Source organism: Anabaenopsis sp. NIES-4685, from assembly GCF_059725405.1.
The window spans coordinates 2481522-2506366 of record NZ_AP043602.1; the positions used below are offsets into that span (position 1 = coordinate 2481522).

Here is a 24845-nt window from a genome sequence, read left to right on the forward strand (position 1 = left end):
TTTAAGTTCAAATATAACAAGAAGTTATCCCATCAAATCTATCATGACTTACAGAAACCCCGCACCCACCGTTGACATCATTATTGAATTGGTAGACCGTCCACATCGACCAATAGTATTAATTGAGCGACAGAATTTACCTTTTGGTTGGGCTATTCCCGGTGGTTTTGTTGATTATGGTGAACCTGTAGAGGTGGCGGCTGCGACGGGAAGCTGAGGAAGAAACGGGTTTGAAAGTCGAGTTAATTACACAATTCTTGGTATATTCTGATCCTAGCCGCGATCAACGCCAACATACCATCAGCATTGTGTTTTTAGCAACGTCCACGGGGGAACCAATGGCGGGTGATGATGCCAAAAATATAGGCATTTTTGAGTCTTGGCGTGTACCGAGTAATTTATGTTTTGACCATGATCGCATTCTCCGGGATTATTGGCATTATCGCCATTATGGGCTACGTCCCCAGTTGGGTTTTGATTAATTAACCACAGATGTACATAGAATAAAATGAATAAATTATTACTCTATAATGTGTTGGTAGTACTTGAGGGTGCATTATGAATGTTGAGGAATTGTTAGAGCGATATGCCGCAGGAGAACGGCAATTTCAAAACGCCAATTTTAGCGGTGTAGACTTGAGAGGGGCACAGTTAAATGATATAGATTTACACAAAACAGATTTAAGTGGAGTAGATTTAAGTGAAGCTAAATTAAAAAAAGCTAATCTCTGGGAAGCAAATCTGTCTAGGGCTGCTTTAAAATCTACAAATTTGACTCAAATTAGGGGCTATCGGCTTAATTTAAGTTGGGCTGACCTGACTGGTGTTGATTTAAGTTTTGCAAATTTGGAAGAGGCGAATCTTTCTGGCGCAAATTTCACCCAAGCTAACCTAATGCATACTAATCTGATGAAAGCATTATGGGAAAACTGCAATCTGCACAAAGCCCAACTTCGGGGAGTCCGGTTAGATAAATCTAATTTGTCAGGGGTGAATTTAGCTCAGGCGAATTTAGTTGGGGCTTCTCTAGAACAAGCAAACCTCAAGGGGGCCTGTTTGCAAGGGGCTAATTTGGAAAGAGTCTGTCTGACAGATGCAAATTTAATGCTAGCAAATTTCGATGGTGCAAACTTGCAGGGGGCGATTTTAACCGGAGCCAATATTTATGGTGCTAGCTTTGAAAATGCTGACCTGACTGGTGCGATAATGCCAGATGGGGAAGTTTACCGACAGCCAAACACCTGTGAGGGAGAAATTGGCACAGGGGAAACATTATTAGAAAACATGATATCTATGAATCGTCAAGTAATTCGTACTGATAAAGCACCGGCTCCGGTGGGACCTTATAATCAAGCCATCGCCGCTAACGGTCAAATGATCTTTGTGGCTGGACAAATTGCCATTGACCCCCGACTGGGTGATGTCATCTACACAGATGATGTTAAAAAGCAAACTGAGCAAGTTATGGCTAATCTAGAAGCTATTCTGACAGCCTCTGGTGCCACATTTGAAAGTGTGGTCAAAACTACAGTATTTTTAGCTGATATGAATGATTTTGCCGTAGTCAATGCGGTTTATGCTCAATATTTTCCTGAAGCTACAGCCCCAGCCCGTGCTTGTGTCCAGGTTTCTCGTCTACCAAAGAATGTTTTGGTAGAAATCGATTGTATTGCGGTTGTTTAGCCTATTTTTGCCACAGGAAAATATTAGGCGCTCGCCTAGATTGTACAGTCAATGCTAGGGCGCTCGCCTTCAACTTCAGCCGAAAATTATTATTAATAATAATTGCCAATACCCATTGCCAAACAACAGGCAAGACAAAGAATGTTTCATGGAAGGATCACAACCTTACCAGCGGTTTCAACCAATTTCCCGATGATGTATGACCCCCTGTGGGCAATTATGTGACTGCTGTTGCTTCTTGCAATGAGCAAAATGCTTATCCATAATTGCCGGAACTTGTGTATATGGAATACGACTATAACGGGTTTTGTCTGGCATCACTATATTAGGTCCAGCCTTGCATTTTTTCATACAGCCAGTACCTTTAATACTCACTTGATCTTCCAACCCACGATGACTTAAAGCAGCCTCCAACGCTTGACAAACTGCTTTACCGCCACGCTTCATACAATCAGACTTGTGACACACCAAAATAGTGTCTTTATTTTTACTTATTTTTTCCTGCGTGTTTTTGATGGCTGGGGGTTCTATGACTGAGGTAACCGTTGCAACCGTCTCGATATGAGAACGTACTGCCATCACACGCTCCGCCTTCAATATAACTTTATCTTTTTTTATATCATGCTTTTGAGAACCAACAACTTGCAGCCAACTACCAGGCGCTAAACGCAAGTCAAAAGCCGCGCGTAAATGTTTAGCAAGTTTAACATAGCATTCACCCTCAGCAGTGTGTAATAACAAGCCCTTGAGGTTGTAGCCATCTTTAATGACAAAATCTATGAATTTTCCTTCTAGGCGAAATTCCGATATTTCTCTACTGTAAGATGCACTCATTTTGCTTAATCTCTCCTTAACTAACTCAGCCTAAATAGGTGTTGTGTGTCAAAACTTCAGAAATTTCGGTAACGACTTTTCCAGCAGCATTCCAGACTCCAAATCAAATCCTGCCGAGATGCTGTTAACTGCTGTATTACAGACCAGAGTTGAACCATTGCTAAAGGGGTGTTAGTCTCAACCCTCAATGGTTGGTTAGTCTCACAGGAACAGGGGATATCTAACTCCTGTAAGCGTTTATACACTTGCCATCGGTCTGCCCAGTCCACCTCTACGCCTACAATAAAATTTTTCTCGATTTGTGAACGTAACCGTTTCAACAGACTAGCCCTCAACTTGCAACCCATTAGTGCTTTAAGCCCCTGAACTGAAAAATCTTGGGGAATAATGCCTCTTTAATATCAGCATACCTTAAATGAAAAGATTTCTCAATAGAATCAAAAAAAAGATCACAAATTTCTCATACTTTCCGGTTATGAATTAGGAAGTGGGTAGTGGTGAGTGTGGGAGGAATAGGCGATTGAGTTGTGACTCATTGCGACCAATGACTGAAAATCTCCCATGTTTGAGTGGGAAAATGACTGAAATTGTTAAACTTAATCCCCTAGAAGGTTAAAATTTTACTAATTCCCCTAATTACCTGGGTTGTTTGGCAGGTGGAAAGGTAAAGATTATCTCCTTTGCTGATGAAAAACCTGAAAGTTAGAAGGGATGAGATTGGTTATGTTTAGAAAATAATTGCTAGATACTGTTATTAGTTGATTAATCATAACTGTGATGAGATCCCTGGCATCATTCCAGTTCTCATAAAAAACCATATTTACAGAAATAAAAATCTAATTTTTTTGTTATTAATCGCTGTTGATTTCTTCTAAAAATGTTAATATATAAAAGATAAGCAGTTAAAAGCCATAACTGTGAAAAAGCGAGGAGAACAATGTCTGATACACAAACTTTAGTACAAAATTTTGGTCAGGTTTATGACAATCCTGTACTGCTAGATCATAGTGTTACTGCTCCGGTAACAGAAGGTTTCAACGTTGTATTAGCTAGCTTCCAAGCACTATATTTACAATATCAAAAGCATCATTTTGTAGTAGAAGGTTCAGAATTTTACTCACTGCATGAGTTCTTTAGCGACAACTACGAACAAGTACAAGGTCATGTCCATGAAATTGGCGAGCGCCTAAACGGGCTGGGTGGTGTACCAGCGGCTAGTTTTAGTAAGTTAGCGGAACTTACCTGTTTTGAGCCAGAACCCGACGGTGTATATTCTTGCCGCCAAATGATAGAAAATGATTTAGCAGCAGAACAAGCCATTATTAAGGTTATTCGTCGTCAAGCTTCTCAGGCAGAGAGTTTAGGCGACCGTGGTACCCGCTATCTCTATGAACAAATTCTGTTAAAAACTGAGGAAAGGGCTTACCATTTAGCTCATTTCCTGGGTAAAGATAGCTTAACTTTAGGATTTGTCCAAACTGCTGAAAATTAGAGTTTGATAATTGGATTCGCGTCAAGTCTGCTCTCAGATAGTAGTTGACAGACTTAAACATTAAGAAGATATACAAAAGCCAGGTGTTTTAACTCCCAAGGGTTGAAACACCTGCTTTTTTAATGTATAGCAATAATGTTCAAGCTAGTTAGAACATAAACTGACCATGAAACTTGGAGGATATATGAAAAGTTTTTGGCGAAAATAATTCGCTACTATACCAAGGCTTTTAAGCCCGGGTTCGTGGCTTTTGTCGTAGTAGATATGATTTACAATCACTCAAATTAGATAAAGTTCTCAGATATATTCTAAAAAGTATTAGTTGCAATTGAAGATATTTACTAATAGTCCAATTTCTGTTATTGATAATTTATTCTATTACTAGAAAACTTACATATCTTAATAAAAATGTGACGGGACATGGGAAGAAAATTAGACCTTTACCTCAAAAATTGCTTGATGGTGGGAAAAGCAGTGGAACTTATGGAGGATTCATATATTTTGTAATCAGCCATACTGCACAAGGACAGTACATCCACAAAAAGGTAGGCTATAGTAGTTTCCTTGATACAATGGCTGGCGTATTAGGTAAGCGCCCCCCAGTCCCTATGCGCTATCCAACCTGGAAAACTTAATAATAAATAATCTGACAAAGGCGAAAGACCTTTAAAATAATCAGGATTTGTATTCTCTTACTCCAACGCAACAACTATGCCCCGCCGTCAAGACATCCGGAAAATACTACTGTTAGGCTCTGGTCCTATCGTCATCGGTGAAACCTGTGAATTCGACTACTCCGGTACTCAAGCCTGTAAAGCACTGCGAGAAGAAGGCTATGAAGTAGTCTTAGTTAATTCTAACCCGGCAACAATTATGACTGATCCAGAAACAGCGGATCGCACCTATATTGAGCCACTAACACCGGATATGGTCGAAAAGGTTATCGCCAAAGAACGCCCTGATGCCCTCCTACCTACCATGGGAGGACAAACAGCACTCAATCTTGCCGTAGCCCTAGCGAAAAATGGCGCATTGGATAAGTATAACGTTGAACTAATCGGCGCTAAATTACCAGCCATCGAGAAAGCGGAAGACCGCAAACTGTTTAATGAAGCTATGGAAAAAATCGGGGTGGCTGTTTGTCCTAGTGGTACGGCTTCATCTTTATCAGCGGCCAAAGAAATCGCCGATCGCATTGGCAGTTATCCCCTAATTATACGTCCTGCCTTTACAATGGGGGGGACTGGTGGCGGTATTGCCTACAATCAAGAAGAATTTGAAGAAATGGCACAGGTAGGTATAGATGCTAGCCCAGTGTCGCAAATTCTCATAGACCAATCCCTACTCGGTTGGAAAGAATACGAGTTGGAAGTCATGCGGGATTTGGCAGATAATGTAGTGATTATCTGTTCGATTGAAAACCTAGACCCGATGGGGATTCACACGGGTGATTCCATTACTGTTGCCCCTGCCCAAACGCTGACTGATAAGGAATATCAGAGGCTCCGGGATATGGCAATTAAAATTATCCGGGAGATTGGCGTAGAAACCGGCGGCTCTAATATCCAATTTGCGGTTAATCCCGTGACTGGTGATGTGGTGGTAATTGAAATGAACCCTCGTGTTTCCCGCAGTTCCGCCCTAGCTTCCAAAGCTACGGGGTTCCCCATTGCCAAAATTGCGGCCAAGCTAGCTGTGGGATACACCCTGGATGAAATTAAAAATGATATCACTAAGCAAACCCCCGCATCCTTTGAACCGACTATTGACTATGTAGTTACTAAAATTCCCCGCTTCGCTTTTGAAAAGTTTCCTGGTTCTGACCCTGTGCTGACAACTCAAATGAAGTCAGTGGGTGAAGCCATGGCGATTGGGCGGACATTTAATGAGTCTTTCCAAAAGGCTTTCCGTTCTCTAGAAACTGGACGGGCTGGCTGGGGTTGTGACCAATCGGAAAAGTTGCCTAGTGGTGAACAAATTCGCGCTCAATTGCGAACCCCTCATCCCGATCGCATTTTTGCGGTGCGCCATGCTTTACAATTGGGGTTAAGTAGCGAGGAAATCTACGAACTTACGGCCATTGATCCGTGGTTCTTGGATAAAATGCAGCAACTGCTGGATGTGGAAAAGTTCCTGAAGCGCACACCTTTACACCAGTTGACAAAAGAGCAGTTATATGCAATTAAACGGGATGGCTTTAGCGATCGCCAGATTGCCTTTGCGACTAAGACGAGTGAGGATGAAGTCCGCAATTACCGTAAACAATTGGGAGTAATTCCGGTTTATAAAACTGTAGATACCTGTGCGGCTGAGTTTGAAGCTTTCACTCCTTACTATTACTCTACCTACGAAGCAGAAACCGAGGTTTTACCCACCACTAAGCCGAAAGTGATGATTTTGGGCGGTGGTCCTAACCGCATCGGCCAGGGAATTGAGTTTGACTATTGTTGTTGTCACGCGGCCTATGCTTTGAAGAAAGCGGGATTTGAGACAATTATGGTTAATTCTAATCCTGAAACGGTTTCTACAGATTATGACACGAGCGATCGCCTGTACTTTGAGCCGTTAACCAAAGAAGATGTGATCAACATTATCGAAGCTGAAAATCCCGTAGGTATAATTATTCAGTTTGGGGGACAAACACCCCTAAAATTGGCGGTTCCTTTACAGGAATTTCTTAACCAGAACACCGATCTCCCCACGAAAATTTGGGGAACATCGCCGGATTCCATTGACATGGCGGAAGATCGAGAACGTTTCGAGAAGATTCTTAATCAGTTGAATATTTCTCAACCCCCTAATGGTATTGCTCGCAGTTACGAAGATGCGCTGATTGTCGCTCAACGCATTGGTTATCCAGTGGTAGTGCGCCCTAGTTACGTCTTGGGAGGACGAGCCATGGAAATTGTCTATTCTGATACAGAATTAGAACGTTACATGACCTTTGCCGTTCAGGTAGAACCAGATCATCCTATTTTAATTGATAAGTTTCTCGAAAATGCCATTGAAGTCGATGTGGATGCCATCGCTGACCACACGGGGAATGTGGTGATTGGTGGCATTATGGAACACATTGAGCAGGCGGGTATTCACTCAGGGGATTCTGCCTGTTCTCTACCATCCATTTCCCTGTCTCCAGCAGTTCTGCAACAAATCCGCACTTGGACGGTGCAATTAGCTCAAGCATTGTCTGTCGTGGGATTGATGAATATTCAGTTTGCTGTTGTGGGCGCGCAAGGGTATTCTCCCCAAGTTTATATTCTAGAGGCTAACCCCCGGGCTTCGCGTACTGTGCCATTTGTATCTAAAGCTACGGGTGTACCTTTAGCAAAACTGGCATCTTTAATTATGTCGGGGAAAACTTTAGCAGAACTCAACTTAACTCAGGAAGTGATTCCATCTCATATCGCTGTGAAGGAAGCAGTATTACCGTTTAATAAATTTCCGGGAACTGACACTATATTAGGTCCAGAAATGCGCTCGACTGGTGAGGTAATGGGGATTGACACCGACTTTGGGCGGGCTTTTGCTAAGGGAGAATTAGCTGCTGGCGAGTTTTTACCCCTTAAGGGTACTGTGTTTGTCTCCATGAGCGATCGCGATAAATCTGACGCGGCGAATGTGGTGAAGGAACTGATGCAATTGGGCTTTACGGTCATGGCTACATTAGGTACACGCCGTGTCCTCCAGGAACACGGGCTAGATGTTGAGTTAGTCCTGAAACTCCATGAAGGTCGTCCCCACGTGCTGGATGCAATTAAAAATCAGAAAATTCAATTGATTATTAATACACCTTCTGGGGAAGAAGCCCAAACTGATGCTAGGTTAATCCGGCGTACAGCCTTAGCCTACAAAATCCCCATTGTGACTACTATTGCTGGCGCTAGAGCTACTGTGGCAGCTATTCGTTCGCTGCAAAATACTACTTTAGATGTCAAGGTGATCCAAGATTACTGCAAGGTGGGTGAATTAGGGGCTAGCACCTGAGAATTTCGGGCTTATACGAACAAAGTGGTCAGGCAAAGTTGACCACTTTGCTTTTTTGGGTAATGTCCACTCAGCAGTATTTACAGGAAAAATTAAGTAATTATTATAGAACCATAATTATTATTTATATTGAGATATGTTAAGAAATATGAGCGAATACGATTAGTATTTCGTAATGGGATAAGTCTGGATACGCTCTTAGCACAGCTATGGTGCGGGGTTAATGTCATTCGTAATCAAGAGGATACAAATGTGATCGAACTCTATAAATTGTGGCTCTGGCAAGACGCATAGATTAAAACAGGAGGAAAAGGGCAAAATAGAACACTTATGGTGATTAAACCTGTGGATTTCGCCAATTATGTCCACTGGTAGTGTTTCTAACCATTGCTAAAGATAATGATATCCATTAGCAAATGTCACAAAAATCAGCGTCTACAGGTATTGGCATCTTTTATCATAAATGTTACAGTTTTTAATATAGATACAAGAAATGTTTGATTTATTAAGTTTTATCTAACCTAAGACAGATGTGGAAAATGAGACATAAATTATAGAGTCTAGCCGCCAAGCCCTAAGCCAGGGAACAAAGTAGCCGATGATCACATCGGAATGTATAAAGTAGTAACCTGAGCAACAGTTATTATTCTCAGTGGGTTATATCCCACAACAACAAAGATCAGTTAATTACCCTACCGTTACATCCATCATTAATTACCAAAGAGTAGCGCCATGAAGACCGCTCAGACAGCCACAGACCTCGTGCGGACTTACCTGCGTGAGATTGGCCGTGTGCCACTCTTAACCCACGAGGAGGAAATTTTCTACGGTAAACAGGTGCAATTTTCTCGTATTTTGCACGATGTCAGGGATTCTCTGGTTAACCAGAAGGGTCGTCAACCTAGTCTAGAAGAGTGGGCGAAAGCTGCAAATCTAGAAGTAACAGAGTTGGAAGATGCGATCGCCCAGGGTGAAATCGCTAAACGCAAGATGGTAGAAGCCAATTTGCGTCTGGTAGTATCAGTTGCCAAAAAGTACATTAAGCGTAACGTTGATCTATTAGATTTGATTCAAGAAGGTAGTATTGGGATGCAGCGGGGTGTAGAAAAGTTTGACCCCACCAAGGGGTACAGATTTTCTACCTATGCTTATTGGTGGATACGTCAAGCCATCACCAGGGCGATCGCTGAAAAGGCTCGGACTATCCGATTACCAATTCACATTACTGAAAAACTCAATAAAATCAAAAAGGCACAACGGCAATTATCGCAACAACTGGGACGCGCACCGTCAGCTGCTGAACTGGCTCTAGAGTTAGATTTAACACCCAAACAGGTACGGGAGTATCTGGAAAAGGCGCGGTTACCTTTATCTTTAGATTTGCGGTTGGGTGATAACTACGACACCGAACTGGGGGAAATGTTAGAAGATCCCGGAGCTTCTCCAGAAGAGTTTGTCATGCAGTCTTCTCTATCTTCTGACTTAGAGCGCCTCATGGATGAACTTACCCCGCAACAAAAGGAGGTAATTAAATTGCGCTTTGGCTTACTAGATGGACAGGCTCTAACTTTAGCGAAAATAGGTGATCTTCTCCAGATTAGTCGTGAACGAGTCCGGCAAATCGAACGAGAAGCCTTAAGTAAACTTCGTAAATCTAAAGCTAACATGAACGAATATTTAGCAAGTTGAGTACAGACGCGAGTGATCGCGTCTTTCTCAGGAATACTTGTGAGCAGAGTTTAGGTTAAGATGAGAAAGTACGCTACTGGAGGTACGGTTACATCGACTTTAAGCATGGACTTAGACTGTTAAATTAGATTGATAGGAACAGTTTATCGGCTGTTCAAATAACTAAATTATTATTCAAGTTGCAAACACCACACTACAGTTAGTAGTGTGAGTACAGGAGGTACAAGATGAGTAACCAATCCAAGAAGGTCTCAGAATTTTTTAACGGTGATTCAGAAACTACTAACTTACTGTGGCAATACGTTAAATCTCTGACTCCGGACACAGTTACCCAACTATCAAAGCCAACTTCCTCTGAAGTTATTCAGGTAATGGAGCGTAATATCATTGGATTATTAGGCAACCTACCTTCAGAACACTTCGACATTACAATCACCACCAGTCGGGAAAGTCTTGGTCAGCTACTGGCTTCGGCAATGATTAGCGGTTATTTTCTCCGGAACGCTGAACAGAGAATGCATTTTGAAACTGTTTTACAAGGAACCGAAGAGAATCATCACGCAGTTGACTCATGATTTCTAATTTTCCCTAAAAAAGTCAATACTGTTACCTAAATCTTACATCAAACGCCTTAAGGCAATGGGTGTGCGTGCAGGGCATTTAGTCTCCGGGGAGGACGGACTCACCAAGAATCCCCTTAACTTTTTTACTTTAGCGGAGTCTCCACCCCCCGATAATATATGAGTACAACTAGTTCTTCTTGCCAACCTCACAAAATTATCGGTGTGGCGGTAATTTGGAACCAGCATCAGCAAATTTTAATTGATCGTCGTCTTCCCCAAGGTGTGATGGGTGGTTTATGGGAGTTTCCCGGAGGCAAAATTGAGCCTGGTGAAACCATCGAAGAATGTATTAAACGAGAAATTAAAGAAGAACTAGCCATAGAAATCGCAGTGGGAGAGCATTTAATTACTATTGATCATACTTATACTCATTTGCGGGTTACTCTGATGGTGTATCATTGTCGTCTAATTATGGGTATTCCTCAAACCATAGGGTGCGATGAAATTTGCTGGGTGGATTTGGATGATCTGGAAAAATTTACCTTTCCCGAGGCTAATAGTCAAATTATCGCAGCGTTAAGGCGGGAAGTTAGAAATTGATATTATTTTTGAATAAAAGACTTTTTGGTGTACTGGAGCCTGTTGCATTATCTAAGTAGTGATCCTGTTGCCGGGGGGATGATATAATATTTCATTAACTGCATGGGTATCAGTAAGCAAATGCCTAAGACCGTTAGTGATGTTATGACCTGTGACCCAATTGTTGTGGGAAAGGAAACTCCACTTCAGGAGGCCATTCAAATTATGGCAGAAAACCGCATTAGTGGTTTACCAGTGGTGGATAACGCTGGTAAGCTGGTGGGTATTATTTCAGAAACAGACTTGATGTGGCAAGAAACTGGTGTGACTCCTCCGGCTTACATCATGTTTCTAGACAGCGTCATCTATTTACAAAACCCCGCTACTTATGAAAGGGAACTACACAAGGTATTGGGACAAACTGTTGGGGAGGTAATGAGTCCCAATGCTGTAAGTATTTCACCGGATAAAACTGTCAAAGCAGCAGCACAATTGATGCATGAACGGAATGTTCACCGCCTACCAGTGATTGACGGCGAGAGTCAGGTGGTTGGTATCCTTACCCGTGGTGATATTGTTCGGGCTATGGCAAGTAGTTAATATTCAAGGCTTTTTAAAAAAATTTACAAAATTTAGGACAAATAAATGAATATTACTAATATTACTTCTGAGTCTGTCCGGCAGTTGCTGAGTTCGGAAAATCTGGGCGATCGATTGCGTGGTGTTAATCAAGTTCGTGAACTGGAACCAGCAACGGCTTTTGAACTGATTCAAGTTGCTATGGGTGACCGTAATTCGCGAGTAAGATACTCAGCAGTAAGTCAGATGGATACTCTGGGAAGGCAAAATTTAGAGTTGTCTTTGGATGTATTGCGCGGTATGCTCAATGACCCTGAACCTGATGTACAAGCTGCTGCGGCTGATTGTTTGGGGGCGTTAAAACTCGAAGATGCTTTTGAAGATTTACAGCAACTTTACAATACAAGCCCTGAATGGCTGGTGCAGTTTAGTGTTATTGCGACATTGGGAGAGTTGGGTGATCCACGGGGCTTTGAACTACTCAAAGAAGCACTATCATCAAAAAATGAATTAGTCCAAACAGCTGCGATTAGTTCGTTGGGTGAGTTGGGAGATATGGAAGCAGTTCCCCTTTTAGCTCCCTTTATTACTAGCTCCGACTGGCAAATCCGTTATAGGGTTGTTCAAGCTTTGAGTCGTTTAGGTGGTACTGATGCTCACTTGCTTTTAGAAACTCTTACTGATGACGAAGTGGAAGCGGTAGCTAATGAAGCTAAAAAATCTTTAAATTTGGCTTGATTCTCTCAACTTCCATATACTTGAGGCCAAGTTGTGACTATAAAAACTACAACTGCGGCGATCGCTAAAACTCCTTGAATTAAGTTTCCAATTACCGAACCCACTATAATGCCTACACCAGCCTTAACTGCTGGCCATAGTTCGCGTCGGTAAATAAACTCAGCAATAATTGCGCCTAGTAGCGGACCTAATAAAATTCCTAACAGAGGTCCGCCGAAGGGTAAGGTTGGTAGTAAGCCAAAAAAGCCTAATATCAATCCTAGGATAGCGCCGATTTGTCCCCACTTACTAGCACCGGCTTTTTTTGCTCCTAAGTAACTCAGCTAGAAAATCTACGGCGATGCTGAGAATTAAAACTACAATTGTGACAATCAGTGGGATTTTGATGGCTGCAAAGGAACTACCCAGTATACCCCAAATAATCATAGAAGTTAGAATTAAACTGCTTCCGGGTATACCGGGAACCACCGAACCAATTACCCCCACTACCATGAGGGTAATTAGTAGCCAATAAGTAAGCATAAAGTTTTAAATCTCCATATTAGCTAGCAAGGAGGAATGCAAAGTTACTGCTAATTTATCAGCAATTCCCGCAATCCATTGTTCATCTTGTTTGGTGTAGCTGCGGGGTGCATGGCTCCTAAAATCATCACTCCTTCCTGACCAATTGGTTGACAAATTACACCTTGTGTGTTTTCTGGTAAGTAATCAAATTCAATTCTCCCGGGGTATACTTTCAAAGCTACGAGATAAATTGGCTTTTGTGTTTCCAATACTCGTTTGAGGATGGGACCTGGTATTACTTTTGATTTAGCACCCAGAATACCACGACGCAGCAGAACCTGGTTTTTATAGACTACTACCAGTGAGCGGGTGACTGTATTAGTTAATAATAAACGAGATGCCCAGGCTAGTTCGGTTTTGACGGTCTCTGGTAAGTCTGGTGCAAGTACAAAACCTTCTTCTCCAATTAATTCTACAGAATCAGGCGATCGCGGCTGTACTTGCTGCCATATTAAACCTGTGAGAATCAAAACTGCACTCAAAATTACGCCCACTACATCCCCACGTGCTTGGGACTCTGTTAGTTCTGGAGTCAGCAACCGGTTAATTAGCAAAAGTACAGCGCCTAACCCACCCACAGCTAGGGGTAAACGGCGTAAAATTTTATTGGGGTCAGATTTGGCCATTAGTGGTTAGTCATTAGTGATTAGTCATTAGTTGCGAGAATACAACTATTGACTTTTTACAACTGTGCTTATTCCTCGCCTGGTTCAATTATCCTCTGAAACAAATAACCAGTACCTCTAGCTGTGAGAATTAATTCTGGATTACTAGGATCATCTTCTAATTTAGCCCGCAAACGGGAAATATGTACGTCTACGACACGGGTATCTACATGGCGTTCTGGTGTGTAACCCCATACTTCCTGTAAGATTTCTGAGCGAGAAAATGCTTCTCCCGAACGGCTAACTAGTAGCTCTAGGAGACTAAATTCCATACCTGTCAACCGAATGCGCTCATCCCCTTTGTAGACTTGGCGTTTGTTGGTGTCTATTCTAATGTTACCAACATGAATCACCCCGGAGCTAGGAATACCAGAAGCCCCTGTTTTGTCTACTCGTCTGAGTACTGAGCGAATGCGAGCTTCTAGCTCTTTGGGGGAAAATGGTTTGACAACATAGTCATCAGCACCTAATTCTAGACCGGTGATGCGATCGGCAACGTCCCCCAAGGCTGTTAGCATGATAATGGGAACATCGGATTCTTTACGCAATTCTTGACATACGCCGTAGCCATCCAGCTTTGGCATCATCACATCTAGCACTACTAGGTCAGGTTCTGATTTGCGAAAGGTTTCTAAAGCTTCTTCTCCATCTCCCGCAGTGACCACATCGTAGCCAATCATGGAAAGGCGCGTTTCCAAAATCCGGCGAATACTGGCTTCGTCGTCTACCACCAAGATTTTTTCTTTATGGCTTTCCAAGTTTCTCTATGCTCCTTAACTAAAATTTAACATGATTAATTTTTAATACCATAATATTAAGATATCATTCCATCAATTGATTGGGAAAAAGCTCTAACTCTTATTCTTATTTGATTTTAGTTTTGACCAACAATTAAGAAAACATTAAGATTTTTGAACAACTTTAAATAATGGCAAAGCCTAAAACCTTTTACATTTGTAACGAGTGTGGAGCAGAATCTCCCCAGTGGTTTGGTAAGTGTCCAGCTTGTGGTACATATAATTCTTTAGAAGAGCAAATTACGATTCAATCATCAGTAGATGTGCTGACTAGGGGTGGGATAACTGGTTGGCAAGGAAGTCACAATCCTGGTAAATCTACGGTTAAACCAGCAAAACCTAGAGCTTCCCTGACATTTGATCAAATTAGCGATCGCCAAATCGCCCGTTGGGAATCTGGGTATGGTGAACTTGATCGGGTGCTAGGTGGTGGTGTTGTCCCTGGTTCCATGGTGCTAATTGGTGGTGATCCGGGAATTGGTAAATCTACTTTACTACTACAAGTATCAAACCAGTTAGCGCAAAAATACCGCATTCTCTACGTCACAGGAGAAGAATCAGGACAACAGGTAAAATTGCGAGCCTCTCGCTTGGGAGTAGCAAAAACCCAGCATCTCACCAGTGAGCAATCAGAAGCCACAGCAAACGAGGTAGGAGAAGAGGGTATAAATGCTGATTTATATGTATTACCAGAAACAGACTTAGAAGAAATATTAAAGGAGATGGACTCACTAAGGCCGAATCTGGCGGTAATTGACAGTATTCAAACAATATTTTTTCCGGCGCTGACCTCAGCACCCGGTTCTGTGGCCCAGGTGAGGGAGTGTACAGCAGCTTTGATGAAGGTGGCAAAACATGAAGATATTACGATGTTAATTGTCGGACACGTCACTAAGGAAGGAGCCATCGCCGGACCGAAGGTTTTAGAACATTTAGTAGATACAGTATTATATTTTGAGGGCGATCGCTTTGCCTCCCACAGGTTATTAAGAACTGTCAAGAATCGTTTCGGTGCCACTCACGAAATTGGTATTTTTGAAATGGTGCAGAACGGACTGCGAGAAGTGCCTAATCCTTCAGAGTTATTTTTAGGTAACCGTGATGACCCAGCACCGGGAACAGCTCTTGTGGTAGCTTGTGAGGGTACTCGCCCCATTGTAGTAGAATTACAGGCTTTGGTCAGTCCTACTAGTTACCCTTCTCCCCGGCGTAGGTACAGGGATAGACTATAACCGTCTGGTGCAGATTCTGGCTGTTTTAGAGAAGCGGGTCGGGATTCCCATGTCAAAATTAGATTCTTACGTGGCCTCAGCGGGTGGTTTAAATGTGGAGGAACCAGCGGTGGATTTAGGAATAGCCGTCGCTATTGTTGCCAGTTTCCGCGATCGCATAGTTGAGCCGGGTACAATATTAATTGGTGAAGTGGGATTAGGGGGACAAGTGCGATCTGTGTCTCAAATGGAACTACGATTAAAAGAAGCTGCTAAACTGGGATTTAAACGAGCAATCGTTCCTAAAGGGCAAAAATACCCCGATTTTAACATCGAGATATTAGCAGTATCTAAAGTGATAGATGCAATTATTGCCGCCATTCCCCACCAAACCCTAGAGGACAGCGATTTAGAACTGGAGGAGGAGGAATACACCTCACAGTAGGGGTGACTCATTGACAAGTTTTTCCCGAAACCAGCACCCTAAATATACAGCATATCTCATCTGCTTAGAAGACGGGCTTGCCTGCCCGTCCCATGAGATTTACTATATTAATATCTGTGTAGTTCATTGACTGGAGAGGTGCTGTATATATATCCGTATTATATCCGCACAAGCCCAACCAGTGAGCAAATAATCACAGTCAATGAGTAAACAAAAGCCTTTAAAATCATCAAACCTGCTTTTTGAAAGGGTCATGGCAATCATGGCCACGGTTAATTTATGTTTAGTATTTTTTAACTTAACTTACATACCGTGGCGGGATTTCTATTTACGGAATTTACCCCAAATTACCCGAGTTTATGACCCTGTTAAGGGTATTGAAGACCATAGAGAAACGAGAAATTATTTAAATAAAGTAGACGCACTCCAAGACCAGGTGAGTCAAACGGGGCTAACTTCCCCAGAAGCCAAAATTAAGTTAGAAGAACTTGGTCGTCTCAGTAATGAGATGGTGGACGGTAACCCCTTTGCAGCAGTGAATAAAGGTGGTAATTTTGAAAAAGCTAAAAATCGGATGCGCGATCGCATCGGTCAAGAATCTGCAAAACAGTCTTTTAATACCTTCTGGAGTCGAGAGTATTTATCGAGACAAGGATGGAACCAAGAGATTAACTTTTTTAACAGACAAATCCGACCTTTAATAGCCAGCAACTATTTCCGCCGCATCGGGGAAAATGGGGAATTGCTTGATAACTTTTGGCAGATTGATTTACCCTTTATCTTGCTATTTGGCATAGAATTATTGGGGCGCTCCTTTTATTTGCGCAGTCGTCATCCCAATTTTACCTGGGTAAATGCTATATTGTGGCGCTGGTATGACTTGTTCTTAGTATTGCCTTTTTGGCGTTGGTTACGTATAATACCGGTAACAGTGCGCCTACACCAAGCCAGGTTATTAAATCTTCAGCCCTTGCAGCAGCAAATAAACCAATCAATATTAGCGAATTTTGCCGAAGACCTCACAGAAATAGTGGTAGTCAGAGTCATTAACCAGCTTCAAGGTTCAATTCGCAGCGGCGATTTCAGCAGATGGCTGACGCAAAAACAAAATGCGAGTCCCTATATAAATATTAACAACATCAATGAAATAGAAGCGATCACGAATATTTTAGTGCAAACTGTAGTCTATCAAGTACTGCCGAAAGTTCAACCAGAAATCATTGCCATTTTACGTCACAATATTGCCACCACCATTAATCAAGTCCCTCTTTATCGCCACCTTGTACCTTGGGGATTAGGTAATATACAAGCCCAACTCAGTGAGCAACTAGCAACTCAACTTACCAGAAACCTTTACAGCGCGGTCACTACAGCTATGAAAGACCCTGTAGGAGGCAAACTTTCTATTCAACTAGCGCAAAGCTTTAGCAAAATATTCTCCGAAGAAGTACAGCAAAAACACGTAATTGCGGAAATTCAAAGCTTAATGTCTGACTACCTCGAAGAACTTAAGCTCAACTATGTCCAGCGGTTATCCCAAGAAGACATAGACCAGATTATGGAACAAACCAGACAGCTAAAAATACAAGCATCAGTAGATAACAATAACATTCTCCCGGTTAAGAACCAAAATTAGCTCAAAATGATGGATATCAGTGGAATAAGGAGGATAAGGGCACAAGAGATTGACTAATAACCAGTGACCAATGACTATTTACTATAGACTCTTAAAGAAATGCGCTAAACTCGGAAGAGAGACGAACCATTATTGATTCGTCACAAGACTTCTTGGAAGATATCCCTATCGCAGGAAGTGGGTCGATGCCCACTTTTTTTATTGAAATTTCGCATGACTCATCCTTTAGTTTCACAAATTATCGATTTGGCAATACCAGTAGCAGCAGAACTGGGCTTGGAACTCGTTGGCATAGTTTTTCAGACTAACCAGCGTCCTCCAGTATTAAGGGTAGATATCCGCAACCCTCAAAAAGACACTGGACTGAATGATTGTGAGCTTATGAGTCGCGCTTTAGAAGCTTCCTTAGATGCGGCGGAGATCATTCCAGATGCTTATGTCTTGGAAGTGTCCAGTCCTGGAATTTCACGACAATTAATTACAGACAGGGAATTTATTTCCTTTAAGGGATTTCCTGTGATTATCTCCACTTCCCAACCCTACGATGGACAACAAGAGTGGATTGGTCAGTTGATTCGCCGGGATGAAGTCACTGTTTACTTAAACCAAAAAGGTCGTGTGATCGAAATTCCCCGGACTCTGATTACTAGGGTGCAACTAGATGAGCACCCATAGGTGAGGAACTCAGAGCTAGACAACAGTAACTGGAAGTAAAAGGCTAGGGAGTAGAGTCAAACTTTTCTCTAATCCCAAGCCTCTAATTTGTAGTTTCTCACTCTCCACCCCTTTGTATAGAGGAGAGTTTATTAGGGGTAATTGATGAATTATCTCTAACTTGGGAAAGTTGACAGGGCGCGGGTTGATTAATTGCGCCTCTAATTTTCCTTATCCCTATTTTTTTTAGACTCGATTTTAAAGGAGATTACTTATGTCAATGGTTAGTTTACCAGGATTAAAAGAATTAATTGAAAGTATCAGTCGTGAGCGCAATTTGCCACGTCTAGCAGTTCAGTCAGCTATTAGAGAAGCATTGCTTAAAGGCTACGAACGTTATCGTCGCGCCCAAAACTTAGAACGAAGACAATTTGATGAAGAGTATTTTGAGAATTTCGAGGTAGAACTTGACATCGAAGGAGAAGGATTTCGCGTTCTTTCTACGAAAAGCATTGTGCAATCAGTGGAGAACTCCGACCATCAGATATCCCTCGATGAAGTGCAACAGGTCGCTCCTGAAGCACAATTGGGAGACTCTGTAGTGCTGGATGTCACCCCAGATCAGCGAGAATTTGGTCGCATGGCAGCCATGCAAACCAAGCAAGTGCTGGCTCAGAAACTCCGGGATCAGCAACGCCAAATGGTGCAAGAAGAATTCCAAGACTTAGAAGGAACTGTCCTACAAGCTAGAGTTTTACGGTTTGAAAGACAATCGGTGATTTTGGCAGTGGCCAGTGGCTTTGGTCAGCCGGAAGTGGAAGCTGAATTACCAAAGCGAGAACAACTCCCCAATGATAATTATCGGGCTAATGCTACTTTTAAGGTGTATCTCAAAAAGGTTTCCCAAGGGCAACAACGGGGTCCTCAGTTGCTAGTATCCCGTGCTGATGCTGGTTTGGTTGTTTATCTGTTTGCTAACGAAGTCCCAGAAATTGAAGATGAGGTAGTCAGAATTGTTGCCGTAGCACGAGAAGCTAATCCGCCTTCCCGTTATGTTGGTCCTCGGACTAAAATTGCAGTAGATACCCTTGAGCGGGATGTAGACCCAGTTGGCGCTTGTATTGGTGCACGGGGGTCACGCATTCAAGTAGTAGTCAACGAATTACGTGGGGAAAAAATAGATGTGATTCGTTGGTCTCCAGATCCATCTACATATATTGCTAACGCTTTGAGTCCAGCCCGGGTGGATGAAGTCCGTCTCATGGATCCTGAAACCCGCCAAACTCACGTACTTGTAGCTGAAGATCAACTGAGTTTAGCTATTGGTAAGGAAGGACAAAATGTTCGTTTAGCAGCCCGTCTCACTGGTTGGAAAATCGACATCAAAGACAAAGCTAAGTACGATTATACGGGAGAGGATACTAAGTTCGCGGCTGCACGAGCCCAATATAAACCAGAGGCAGATGATCTGGAATTGGAGGAGCTAGATTATGAAAACCAAGAGGAACTAGAACAGGAGGAAGAAATTTTTGAGATCAGTGATCAAGATTAACTTATGACTCTGATGCAGTTATTATACTATTGACAAGATTACTAGTCTTAATGATTACCACAGAATCAATCATGCCACTATTAAGTAAAGATTGGTAAAGCCAACTTTATTTTCACAACCAGATTGCTCCCCTGTAGTCAAATAAGACCAATGAAACCGAATTATCGACGTTGTATTAGTTGCCGTCAAGTCGGCTTGAAAGAAGACTTTTGGCGGGTTGTCCGCGTTTTTCCATCCGGAAAGGTACAATTAGATCAGGGGATGGGGCGTTCTGCCTATATATGCCCCCAAATGAGTTGCCTACAAGCGGCTCAGAAAAAAAATAGACTGGGGCGATCGCTACATGCATCAGTGCCTGAAACACTGTATCAAACATTGTGGCAACGTCTAGGCCAAACCCATGCCCAAAATCAAAATTAACAACGGGTGGAAAAACCTGGAGGCGGTAATCCCCAGAGTCTTTGTGCATAAAGCCGACTCTGCAATTAATGGGGTGAATGCCAAAATAGTAAATGGGTGTAGTAACCAGCGGCTTTTTTACAAGACGAGTGGCAGGGCAATACCCCCAAAAAGTTTTACTCGATTGTGTTGTGGAAGACTCAGAATCAGCAAAACAAAAAACTAAAGAATGGCAACCTGGTAGCGATCAGGGCAGCTGGGCATCAACCATCATGATTATTGGTGGAGATGTCAGAGTTAAACCGAAATATCTCTCTTTCCTGACTGGAGGCACCGGCAAAATCACCAAGGGCAACCTAAAACAGTAATCGAAGGATGGAGATGTCCGAAACCAGGCAACCATCCGCTAAAAAACTGTAAATTAAAGGGGAAGAGTGGATGAACAACGGCAAAGTTAGAATCTACGAATTATCAAAGGAATTGAATTTGGATAACAAAGAGCTATTAGCTATTTGCGATCAGCTCGAAATCGCGGTTAAAAGCCATAGCAGCACTATTTCCGAATCTGAGGCAGAACGTATACGCACGGCTGCCGAAAAACTGACGGCTAATAATTTGAAAGGCAACAATACATCTAGTAAACTAAATACATCACAACCTGGCGATGGCGCAAAGCGCAGTGCCGGAGGCAATCGCAATCGACCTACACCACCTCACAAACCACAAATTTTGGAAATTCGCAAACCCAAAATATTGAGAAATAATACCCGAAACGCCCCCCAAGCTTCAGTGGCTAATGATAGCCAACTTGCTTCCTCAGAAGTTCATTCTTCTTCACAATCAGAGCCAATCGATACACCAGTCTCACCCATGAAGCCGACGGCACCAATTCGACCTGTACCCCGGAATCAATCTGAGACCTCACCAGAACCTGCAATCAAACCAGTAGATCCAGTTTCTAATACACAGGCGCTAGAAACAAGAGCAGCCGCAAAACCTGAAAAAGCTGGAACTGAACGCAGCCGAAGTGGGGTTTCCCCTAAACCAAAAGCGGAAAAACCGCAAAAACCCCATCTGGCGGAGCCGCCAGCCAGACCGGTGGCTGGAAATTCCCGTGTAGGAATCGGCCAGAGTTCCACAGAAAAACCAGTACTCAAGCGCGATCAAGTCAAGCAGAAGCCGCAACGAGGCACTAGCAGTGACAGCCCACAAGCCCCAGCGGCAAAACAGCATCGTGCTACTCCCACAAATCCAGTCAAAGCAGAACAAAAAGGCAATCGGCCGCCCGGACAAGGTCACCCGGAGCAGCGGTTACGAAGTGCACCACTGGCAGATGGGACAAGACCTAGTCGTCCAGTACGTCCGTCAGAAGTTGTAGCCGCAATGCCAATTGCTACTCCGCCAAAACCCATGTCAGGGGGACAGGTAAAACCCGACCTGGATACTGATGTGATCGCACCGGAACTACTTGATTTGAAACGCCCCACACCACCGCGTCTGGCTAAAGGTGGTAAAAGGTGGCAAGAGGAAGAAATTATTGACGAAATCAAGGAAAAGTCCGGTAAAGTAGGACCTAAAGGCAAGCGGGTTAAACCAATCGTTGAAGATGACTTTGAAGAAGAGGATTTACTCGATGATGAGGATCAAGACTCACCAGCTACAGTCCAGGTTAGTCTTTCCATCGCCCGTCCTCCTAAACCAAAAGCTGCTCGAGGTACACAGTCACCTGCAGCAGCAGTTATTAGCGCCCCAACTGCTAGAAAGAAAAAATCCTTCTCTCGTCGCGACCAAAACCGTCGCCAAGAATTGGAGACAAAGCGTGAACGTCCTGAAAAGGTAGTGATCACAGGGCCAATGACAGTCCAAGAACTGGCTGATGTTTTTGCGATCGCCGATACAGAGATTGTGAAAATCCTTTTCCTCAAAGGTATGGCTGTAAGTATCACCCAGAATTTGGATATCCCCACCATTACCTTAATAGGAAAAGATCTGGAGATAGAAGTGGAAACTGCTCAACCAGAAGCAGAAGCCCGTAAAGTCACGGAAATGCTTGATGTGGCAGATATGGAGCTACTCCAGCGGCGTCCCCCTGTGGTGACAATTATGGGTCACGTAGACCATGGGAAGACAACTCTGCTTGACTCCATTCGGAAAACTAAGGTTGCTGCTGGGGAAGCTGGTGGTATTACCCAACACATTGGTGCATACCATGTGGATGTGCAACATGAGGGAAAAGAACAGCAGATAGTTTTTCTTGATACTCCCGGACATGAGGCATTTACGGCTATGCGGGCGCGGGGGGCAAGGGTAACTGATATTGCGATTTTAGTAGTGGCTGCTGATGACGGTGTTCGTCCCCAAACGGTAGAGGCTATTAGTCACGCCCAAGCTGCCGGAGTACCAATTGTTGTTGCCATTAACAAAATTGATAAGGAAGGCGCACAACCAGACCGAGTTAAACAAGAACTCACTCAGTATGGTCTCACACCTGAAGAGTGGGGCGGTGAAACAATCATGGTTCCTGTAAGTGCTATCAAGGGCGAAAACCTCGATACGCTTCTGGATATGATTTTGCTAGTAGCAGAAGTGGGAGAACTCTGTGCCAATCCAGACAGGTCTGCTAAGGGCACAGTGATTGAAGCACATCTGGATAAGGCAAAAGGCGCAGTTGCTACCCTGCTGATTCAGAATGGTACCCTCCATGTGGGAGATATGTTAGTGGCCGGCTCGGCGTTTGGTAAAGTTCGGGCAATGGTAGATGACCGAGGCAAACGAGTAGAGCTTGCTAGTCCTTCTTTTGCTGTGGAAGTACTCGGTTTAAGTGATGTCCCAGCCGCGGGCGATGAATTCCAGGTCTTCGCTAACGAAAAAGAAGCCAGAACCCTGGCTAGCGATCGCGCTGACAAACAACGTCTATCCCGTCTGTTACAAGGGCGTGTCACTTTGACCACCCTCTCGGCCCAAGCACAAGAGGGAGAGTTGAAAGAACTCAACTTAATCTTAAAGGCAGACGTACAAGGTTCTGTGGAAGCTATTGTTGGATCTCTCAGACAAATCCCCCAAAACGAAGTTCAAATTCGTATGCTATTGGCAACCGCTGGGGAAATAACTGAAACCGATATTGACCTAGCCGCAGCTAGTGGCGCTGTGATCATTGGTTTCAATACTACCTATGCTAGTGGCGCTAGACAAGCCGCCGATGAAGCCGGGGTGGATGTGAGGGAATACAATATCATCTACAAACTTTTGGAAGATATCCAAGGAGCTTTAGAAGGTCTGCTGGAACCAGAGTTGGTGGAAGAACCCCTTGGCCAAACCGAAGTCCGTGCCGTCTTCCCTGTGGGGCGTGGAGCCGTGGCTGGTTGTTATGTACAGTCTGGCAAATTGGTTCGCAACTGCAAGGTGCGAGTGCGTCGTGCAGGTAAGGTCATTTATGAAGGTGTCCTTGACTCCCTCAAACGGATGAAGGAAGATGCGCGGGAAGTTAACTCCGGTTATGAATGCGGTATCAACATTGATAAGTTCCATGACTGGGTAGAAGGTGACTTGATTGAAGCCTTCCAAATGGTAACTAAGCGTCGTACACTCACATTGACGAAATAGTGCTGGTTGCTCATTTCTGGGTTGTGAGTGAAAATGATGAGTTTTGAGATCAAATGAGTGCATAACTCACAGTTCAAAACTCATCAATGCCGTCTGCTCCCTTGATGAATTGTCTCGGTATTTTGTAGTTTCCTCAGGAAGGTAAGAAATTTATATCGGCGGTAGAGCATTGAGTAGACTTAAAGCAAAGCTCATCGCCTCCGATAGCCTAGGATGGGTAGGCATGGCAATAGGTGGATTAGATGAGAAGCCTATACTCTATTGCTTGCAATCAGTTTAGAATGATGTCACAAGAAAATCGCAAAAAAGGCACGGAAGCCACTTGGCTTTAGACAGTGGAGGAAGTGCCAACGGCGAATTGATTCGCCGTGATGATATAATCAAGGTGCGAGTAAGAATAACCATCTGCACGAAGAAGTATTTTGAGCAGGAGAAACCCCTGATTTATCTCGTCTCGGCTTTGACCGTAGCCTGGGTAAACAAGCAAAGGCAAAATACAGAGTGTATACCGCCAAAATTCGATGGACTCAGAAAGCCAAAAAAATATAAAATTTTGCGCAATTGCAACACTTATCCGTAGGTAGTTGTTTTGAGCGTGTAGGGGGATAATTGACTATTCCTTTTAAGCAAGTCTTAAAGAATCTGCGTGTCTTCAGACCGCAGAGTGTCAAGTATTGCTCATATACCAGTTATGCACTGGAAATAGGTGAAGCAAGAAGTAAACAATCAATCTGCTTAGGTAGGTTTAGATAGGTGTTATAGAAAGGTTTAACATTAATTTCCACACTGCCAGTGAGTCTATCACGTATTTTAGTGACTAATAAGACAGAATTTTTGGTATTGAGTACTATATTCTTAAGAAGAAATTTAGCTGTTTCCGGCAGAACCCCCATAAATCAGGCGAAGTCGAGAGTGGAATGAACAACAAACCGGGTAGTGATAATGGGAGGCTTAGACTGTATGCTGGCCCACCTATGGGAGTATGTAAGGTGTGCCGGTCAATCAAATTCCACCGTGGCGATTTAAATCCCAAAAGTAGAAATTAACATAAACCGACCATCAACCCTAAAGTAAAACCTGATAAGTGTTAAAGGAATTATGTAGTTTCTGATGTGGGCAATGTCGTAATTAGTGAAACTGAATACTGCCATATTGAAGTTAAAACTGAGGAATGA

The 24845-nt window shown here is 43.1% G+C and carries 19 protein-coding genes and 3 pseudogenes; 17 read left to right on the forward strand and 5 right to left on the reverse strand.

Annotated features, from left to right (window positions below):
- Window positions 1-43: 43 nt before the first annotated feature.
- Together AC6IZ0_RS10605 and AC6IZ0_RS10610 are read left to right on the forward strand one after the other, a co-directional pair.
- Window positions 44-482 (forward strand): annotated as a pseudogene (locus AC6IZ0_RS10605) (NUDIX domain-containing protein).
- 76 nt (window positions 483-558) lie between these two features.
- On the forward strand, window positions 559-1683 hold the full coding sequence (locus tag AC6IZ0_RS10610; RefSeq protein ID WP_497722876.1) for a Rid family detoxifying hydrolase: 1125 nt from the start codon (window positions 559-561) through the stop codon (window positions 1681-1683).
- A 177-nt stretch (window positions 1684-1860) separates the two neighbouring features.
- On the opposite strand, the gene AC6IZ0_RS10615 is transcribed toward AC6IZ0_RS10610, so the two are convergent.
- Together AC6IZ0_RS10615 and AC6IZ0_RS10620 are read right to left on the reverse strand one after the other, a co-directional pair.
- The gene (locus tag AC6IZ0_RS10615) at window positions 1861-2517 is read right to left on the reverse strand and encodes a (2Fe-2S) ferredoxin domain-containing protein (RefSeq protein ID WP_497722878.1); all 657 of its coding nucleotides are present in this window, start codon (window positions 2515-2517) and stop codon (window positions 1861-1863) included.
- A 56-nt stretch (window positions 2518-2573) separates the two neighbouring features.
- Window positions 2574-2837, reverse strand: a complete 264-nt coding sequence (locus AC6IZ0_RS10620) for an Asr1405/Asl0597 family protein (RefSeq protein ID WP_497722879.1) — start codon at window positions 2835-2837, stop codon at window positions 2574-2576.
- Between the two features lie 617 nt (window positions 2838-3454).
- Here AC6IZ0_RS10620 and dpsA point away from each other — a divergent pair.
- From dpsA to nblB, 7 genes are all read left to right on the forward strand, one after another.
- On the forward strand, window positions 3455-4009 hold the full coding sequence (dpsA, locus tag AC6IZ0_RS10625) for a DNA starvation/stress protection protein DpsA (protein ID WP_497722881.1): 555 nt from the start codon (window positions 3455-3457) through the stop codon (window positions 4007-4009).
- Between the two features lie 711 nt (window positions 4010-4720).
- On the forward strand, window positions 4721-7996 hold the full coding sequence (gene carB / locus AC6IZ0_RS10630) for a carbamoyl-phosphate synthase large subunit (protein WP_497722883.1): 3276 nt from the start codon (window positions 4721-4723) through the stop codon (window positions 7994-7996).
- A 732-nt stretch (window positions 7997-8728) separates the two neighbouring features.
- On the forward strand, window positions 8729-9685 hold the full coding sequence (locus tag AC6IZ0_RS10635) for an RNA polymerase sigma factor, RpoD/SigA family (protein WP_271731761.1): 957 nt from the start codon (window positions 8729-8731) through the stop codon (window positions 9683-9685).
- A 227-nt stretch (window positions 9686-9912) separates the two neighbouring features.
- Complete coding sequence (locus AC6IZ0_RS10640; protein WP_271731762.1) at window positions 9913-10260, forward strand: DUF760 domain-containing protein; 348 nt, start codon at window positions 9913-9915, stop codon at window positions 10258-10260.
- Between the two features lie 165 nt (window positions 10261-10425).
- A complete protein-coding gene (gene mutT / locus AC6IZ0_RS10645; RefSeq protein WP_271731763.1) occupies window positions 10426-10848 on the forward strand; it encodes an 8-oxo-dGTP diphosphatase MutT in 423 nt (140 codons plus the stop codon).
- Window positions 10849-10968: 120 nt separating this feature from the next.
- Complete coding sequence (locus AC6IZ0_RS10650) at window positions 10969-11427, forward strand: CBS domain-containing protein (protein WP_497722885.1); 459 nt, start codon at window positions 10969-10971, stop codon at window positions 11425-11427.
- Window positions 11428-11472: 45 nt separating this feature from the next.
- Complete coding sequence (gene nblB / locus AC6IZ0_RS10655; protein ID WP_271731765.1) at window positions 11473-12144, forward strand: phycobilisome degradation protein NblB; 672 nt, start codon at window positions 11473-11475, stop codon at window positions 12142-12144.
- A gap of 5 nt (window positions 12145-12149) precedes the next feature.
- On the opposite strand, the pseudogene AC6IZ0_RS10660 reads toward nblB, so the two are convergent.
- The 3 genes and pseudogenes from AC6IZ0_RS10660 to rpaB all read right to left on the reverse strand — a co-directional run bounded on the left by AC6IZ0_RS10660 (window position 12150) and on the right by rpaB (window position 14131).
- Window positions 12150-12666 (reverse strand): annotated as a pseudogene (locus AC6IZ0_RS10660) (DUF456 domain-containing protein).
- Between the two features lie 50 nt (window positions 12667-12716).
- On the reverse strand, window positions 12717-13334 hold the full coding sequence (locus AC6IZ0_RS10665; protein WP_497722886.1) for a cofactor assembly of complex C subunit B: 618 nt from the start codon (window positions 13332-13334) through the stop codon (window positions 12717-12719).
- 68 nt (window positions 13335-13402) lie between these two features.
- Window positions 13403-14131 carry a response regulator transcription factor RpaB gene (gene rpaB, locus AC6IZ0_RS10670; RefSeq protein ID WP_200989741.1) on the reverse strand — a complete coding sequence of 243 codons (729 nt, stop codon included), beginning with the start codon at window positions 14129-14131 and terminating at the stop codon, window positions 13403-13405.
- Between the two features lie 170 nt (window positions 14132-14301).
- On the opposite strand from rpaB, the pseudogene radA reads away from it, so the two are divergent.
- From radA to AC6IZ0_RS10710, 8 genes and pseudogenes are all read left to right on the forward strand, one after another.
- A pseudogene (gene radA, locus AC6IZ0_RS10675) lies at window positions 14302-15826 on the forward strand (DNA repair protein RadA).
- Between the two features lie 202 nt (window positions 15827-16028).
- The gene (locus tag AC6IZ0_RS10680) at window positions 16029-17462 is read left to right on the forward strand and encodes a hypothetical protein (RefSeq protein WP_497722887.1); all 1434 of its coding nucleotides are present in this window, start codon (window positions 16029-16031) and stop codon (window positions 17460-17462) included.
- A gap of 213 nt (window positions 17463-17675) precedes the next feature.
- Window positions 17676-18137 (forward strand): ribosome maturation factor RimP, encoded by a 462-nt coding sequence (gene rimP / locus AC6IZ0_RS10685; protein ID WP_271731771.1) that lies wholly within the window; start codon window positions 17676-17678, stop codon window positions 18135-18137.
- A 253-nt stretch (window positions 18138-18390) separates the two neighbouring features.
- A complete protein-coding gene (gene nusA, locus AC6IZ0_RS10690; RefSeq protein WP_271731772.1) occupies window positions 18391-19668 on the forward strand; it encodes a transcription termination factor NusA in 1278 nt (425 codons plus the stop codon).
- Window positions 19669-19818: 150 nt separating this feature from the next.
- Window positions 19819-20088 (forward strand): YlxR family protein, encoded by a 270-nt coding sequence (locus AC6IZ0_RS10695; protein WP_271731773.1) that lies wholly within the window; start codon window positions 19819-19821, stop codon window positions 20086-20088.
- A gap of 92 nt (window positions 20089-20180) precedes the next feature.
- Complete coding sequence (locus AC6IZ0_RS10700) at window positions 20181-20435, forward strand: hypothetical protein (RefSeq protein ID WP_497722890.1); 255 nt, start codon at window positions 20181-20183, stop codon at window positions 20433-20435.
- A 70-nt stretch (window positions 20436-20505) separates the two neighbouring features.
- A complete protein-coding gene (infB, locus tag AC6IZ0_RS10705) occupies window positions 20506-23670 on the forward strand; it encodes a translation initiation factor IF-2 (RefSeq protein ID WP_497722891.1) in 3165 nt (1054 codons plus the stop codon).
- A 322-nt stretch (window positions 23671-23992) separates the two neighbouring features.
- Window positions 23993-24250: a hypothetical protein gene (locus AC6IZ0_RS10710; protein WP_497722892.1), complete on the forward strand. Its 258-nt coding sequence runs from the start codon at window positions 23993-23995 to the stop codon at window positions 24248-24250.
- The last annotated feature ends 595 nt before the right edge of the window (window positions 24251-24845 follow it).

What these genes read in the sequence shown, in the direction of transcription:
- AC6IZ0_RS10610 (WP_497722876.1), top strand. Translation starts at nt 559, where the DNA reads ATGAATGTTGAGGAATTGTTAGAGCGATATGCCGCAGGAGAACGGCAA.
- AC6IZ0_RS10615 (WP_497722878.1), bottom strand. Translation starts at nt 2,517, where the DNA reads ATGAGTGCATCTTACAGTAGAGAAATATCGGAATTTCGCCTAGAAGGA.
- dpsA (WP_497722881.1), top strand. Translation starts at nt 3,455, where the DNA reads ATGTCTGATACACAAACTTTAGTACAAAATTTTGGTCAGGTTTATGAC.
- carB (WP_497722883.1), top strand. Translation starts at nt 4,721, where the DNA reads ATGCCCCGCCGTCAAGACATCCGGAAAATACTACTGTTAGGCTCTGGT.
- AC6IZ0_RS10635 (WP_271731761.1), top strand. Translation starts at nt 8,729, where the DNA reads ATGAAGACCGCTCAGACAGCCACAGACCTCGTGCGGACTTACCTGCGT.
- AC6IZ0_RS10640 (WP_271731762.1), top strand. Translation starts at nt 9,913, where the DNA reads ATGAGTAACCAATCCAAGAAGGTCTCAGAATTTTTTAACGGTGATTCA.
- mutT (WP_271731763.1), top strand. Translation starts at nt 10,426, where the DNA reads ATGAGTACAACTAGTTCTTCTTGCCAACCTCACAAAATTATCGGTGTG.
- AC6IZ0_RS10650 (WP_497722885.1), top strand. Translation starts at nt 10,969, where the DNA reads ATGCCTAAGACCGTTAGTGATGTTATGACCTGTGACCCAATTGTTGTG.
- nblB (WP_271731765.1), top strand. Translation starts at nt 11,473, where the DNA reads ATGAATATTACTAATATTACTTCTGAGTCTGTCCGGCAGTTGCTGAGT.
- AC6IZ0_RS10665 (WP_497722886.1), bottom strand. Translation starts at nt 13,334, where the DNA reads ATGGCCAAATCTGACCCCAATAAAATTTTACGCCGTTTACCCCTAGCT.
- AC6IZ0_RS10680 (WP_497722887.1), top strand. Translation starts at nt 16,029, where the DNA reads ATGAGTAAACAAAAGCCTTTAAAATCATCAAACCTGCTTTTTGAAAGG.
- rimP (WP_271731771.1), top strand. Translation starts at nt 17,676, where the DNA reads ATGACTCATCCTTTAGTTTCACAAATTATCGATTTGGCAATACCAGTA.
- nusA (WP_271731772.1), top strand. Translation starts at nt 18,391, where the DNA reads ATGTCAATGGTTAGTTTACCAGGATTAAAAGAATTAATTGAAAGTATC.
- AC6IZ0_RS10695 (WP_271731773.1), top strand. Translation starts at nt 19,819, where the DNA reads ATGAAACCGAATTATCGACGTTGTATTAGTTGCCGTCAAGTCGGCTTG.
- AC6IZ0_RS10700 (WP_497722890.1), top strand. Translation starts at nt 20,181, where the DNA reads ATGGGTGTAGTAACCAGCGGCTTTTTTACAAGACGAGTGGCAGGGCAA.
- infB (WP_497722891.1), top strand. Translation starts at nt 20,506, where the DNA reads ATGAACAACGGCAAAGTTAGAATCTACGAATTATCAAAGGAATTGAAT.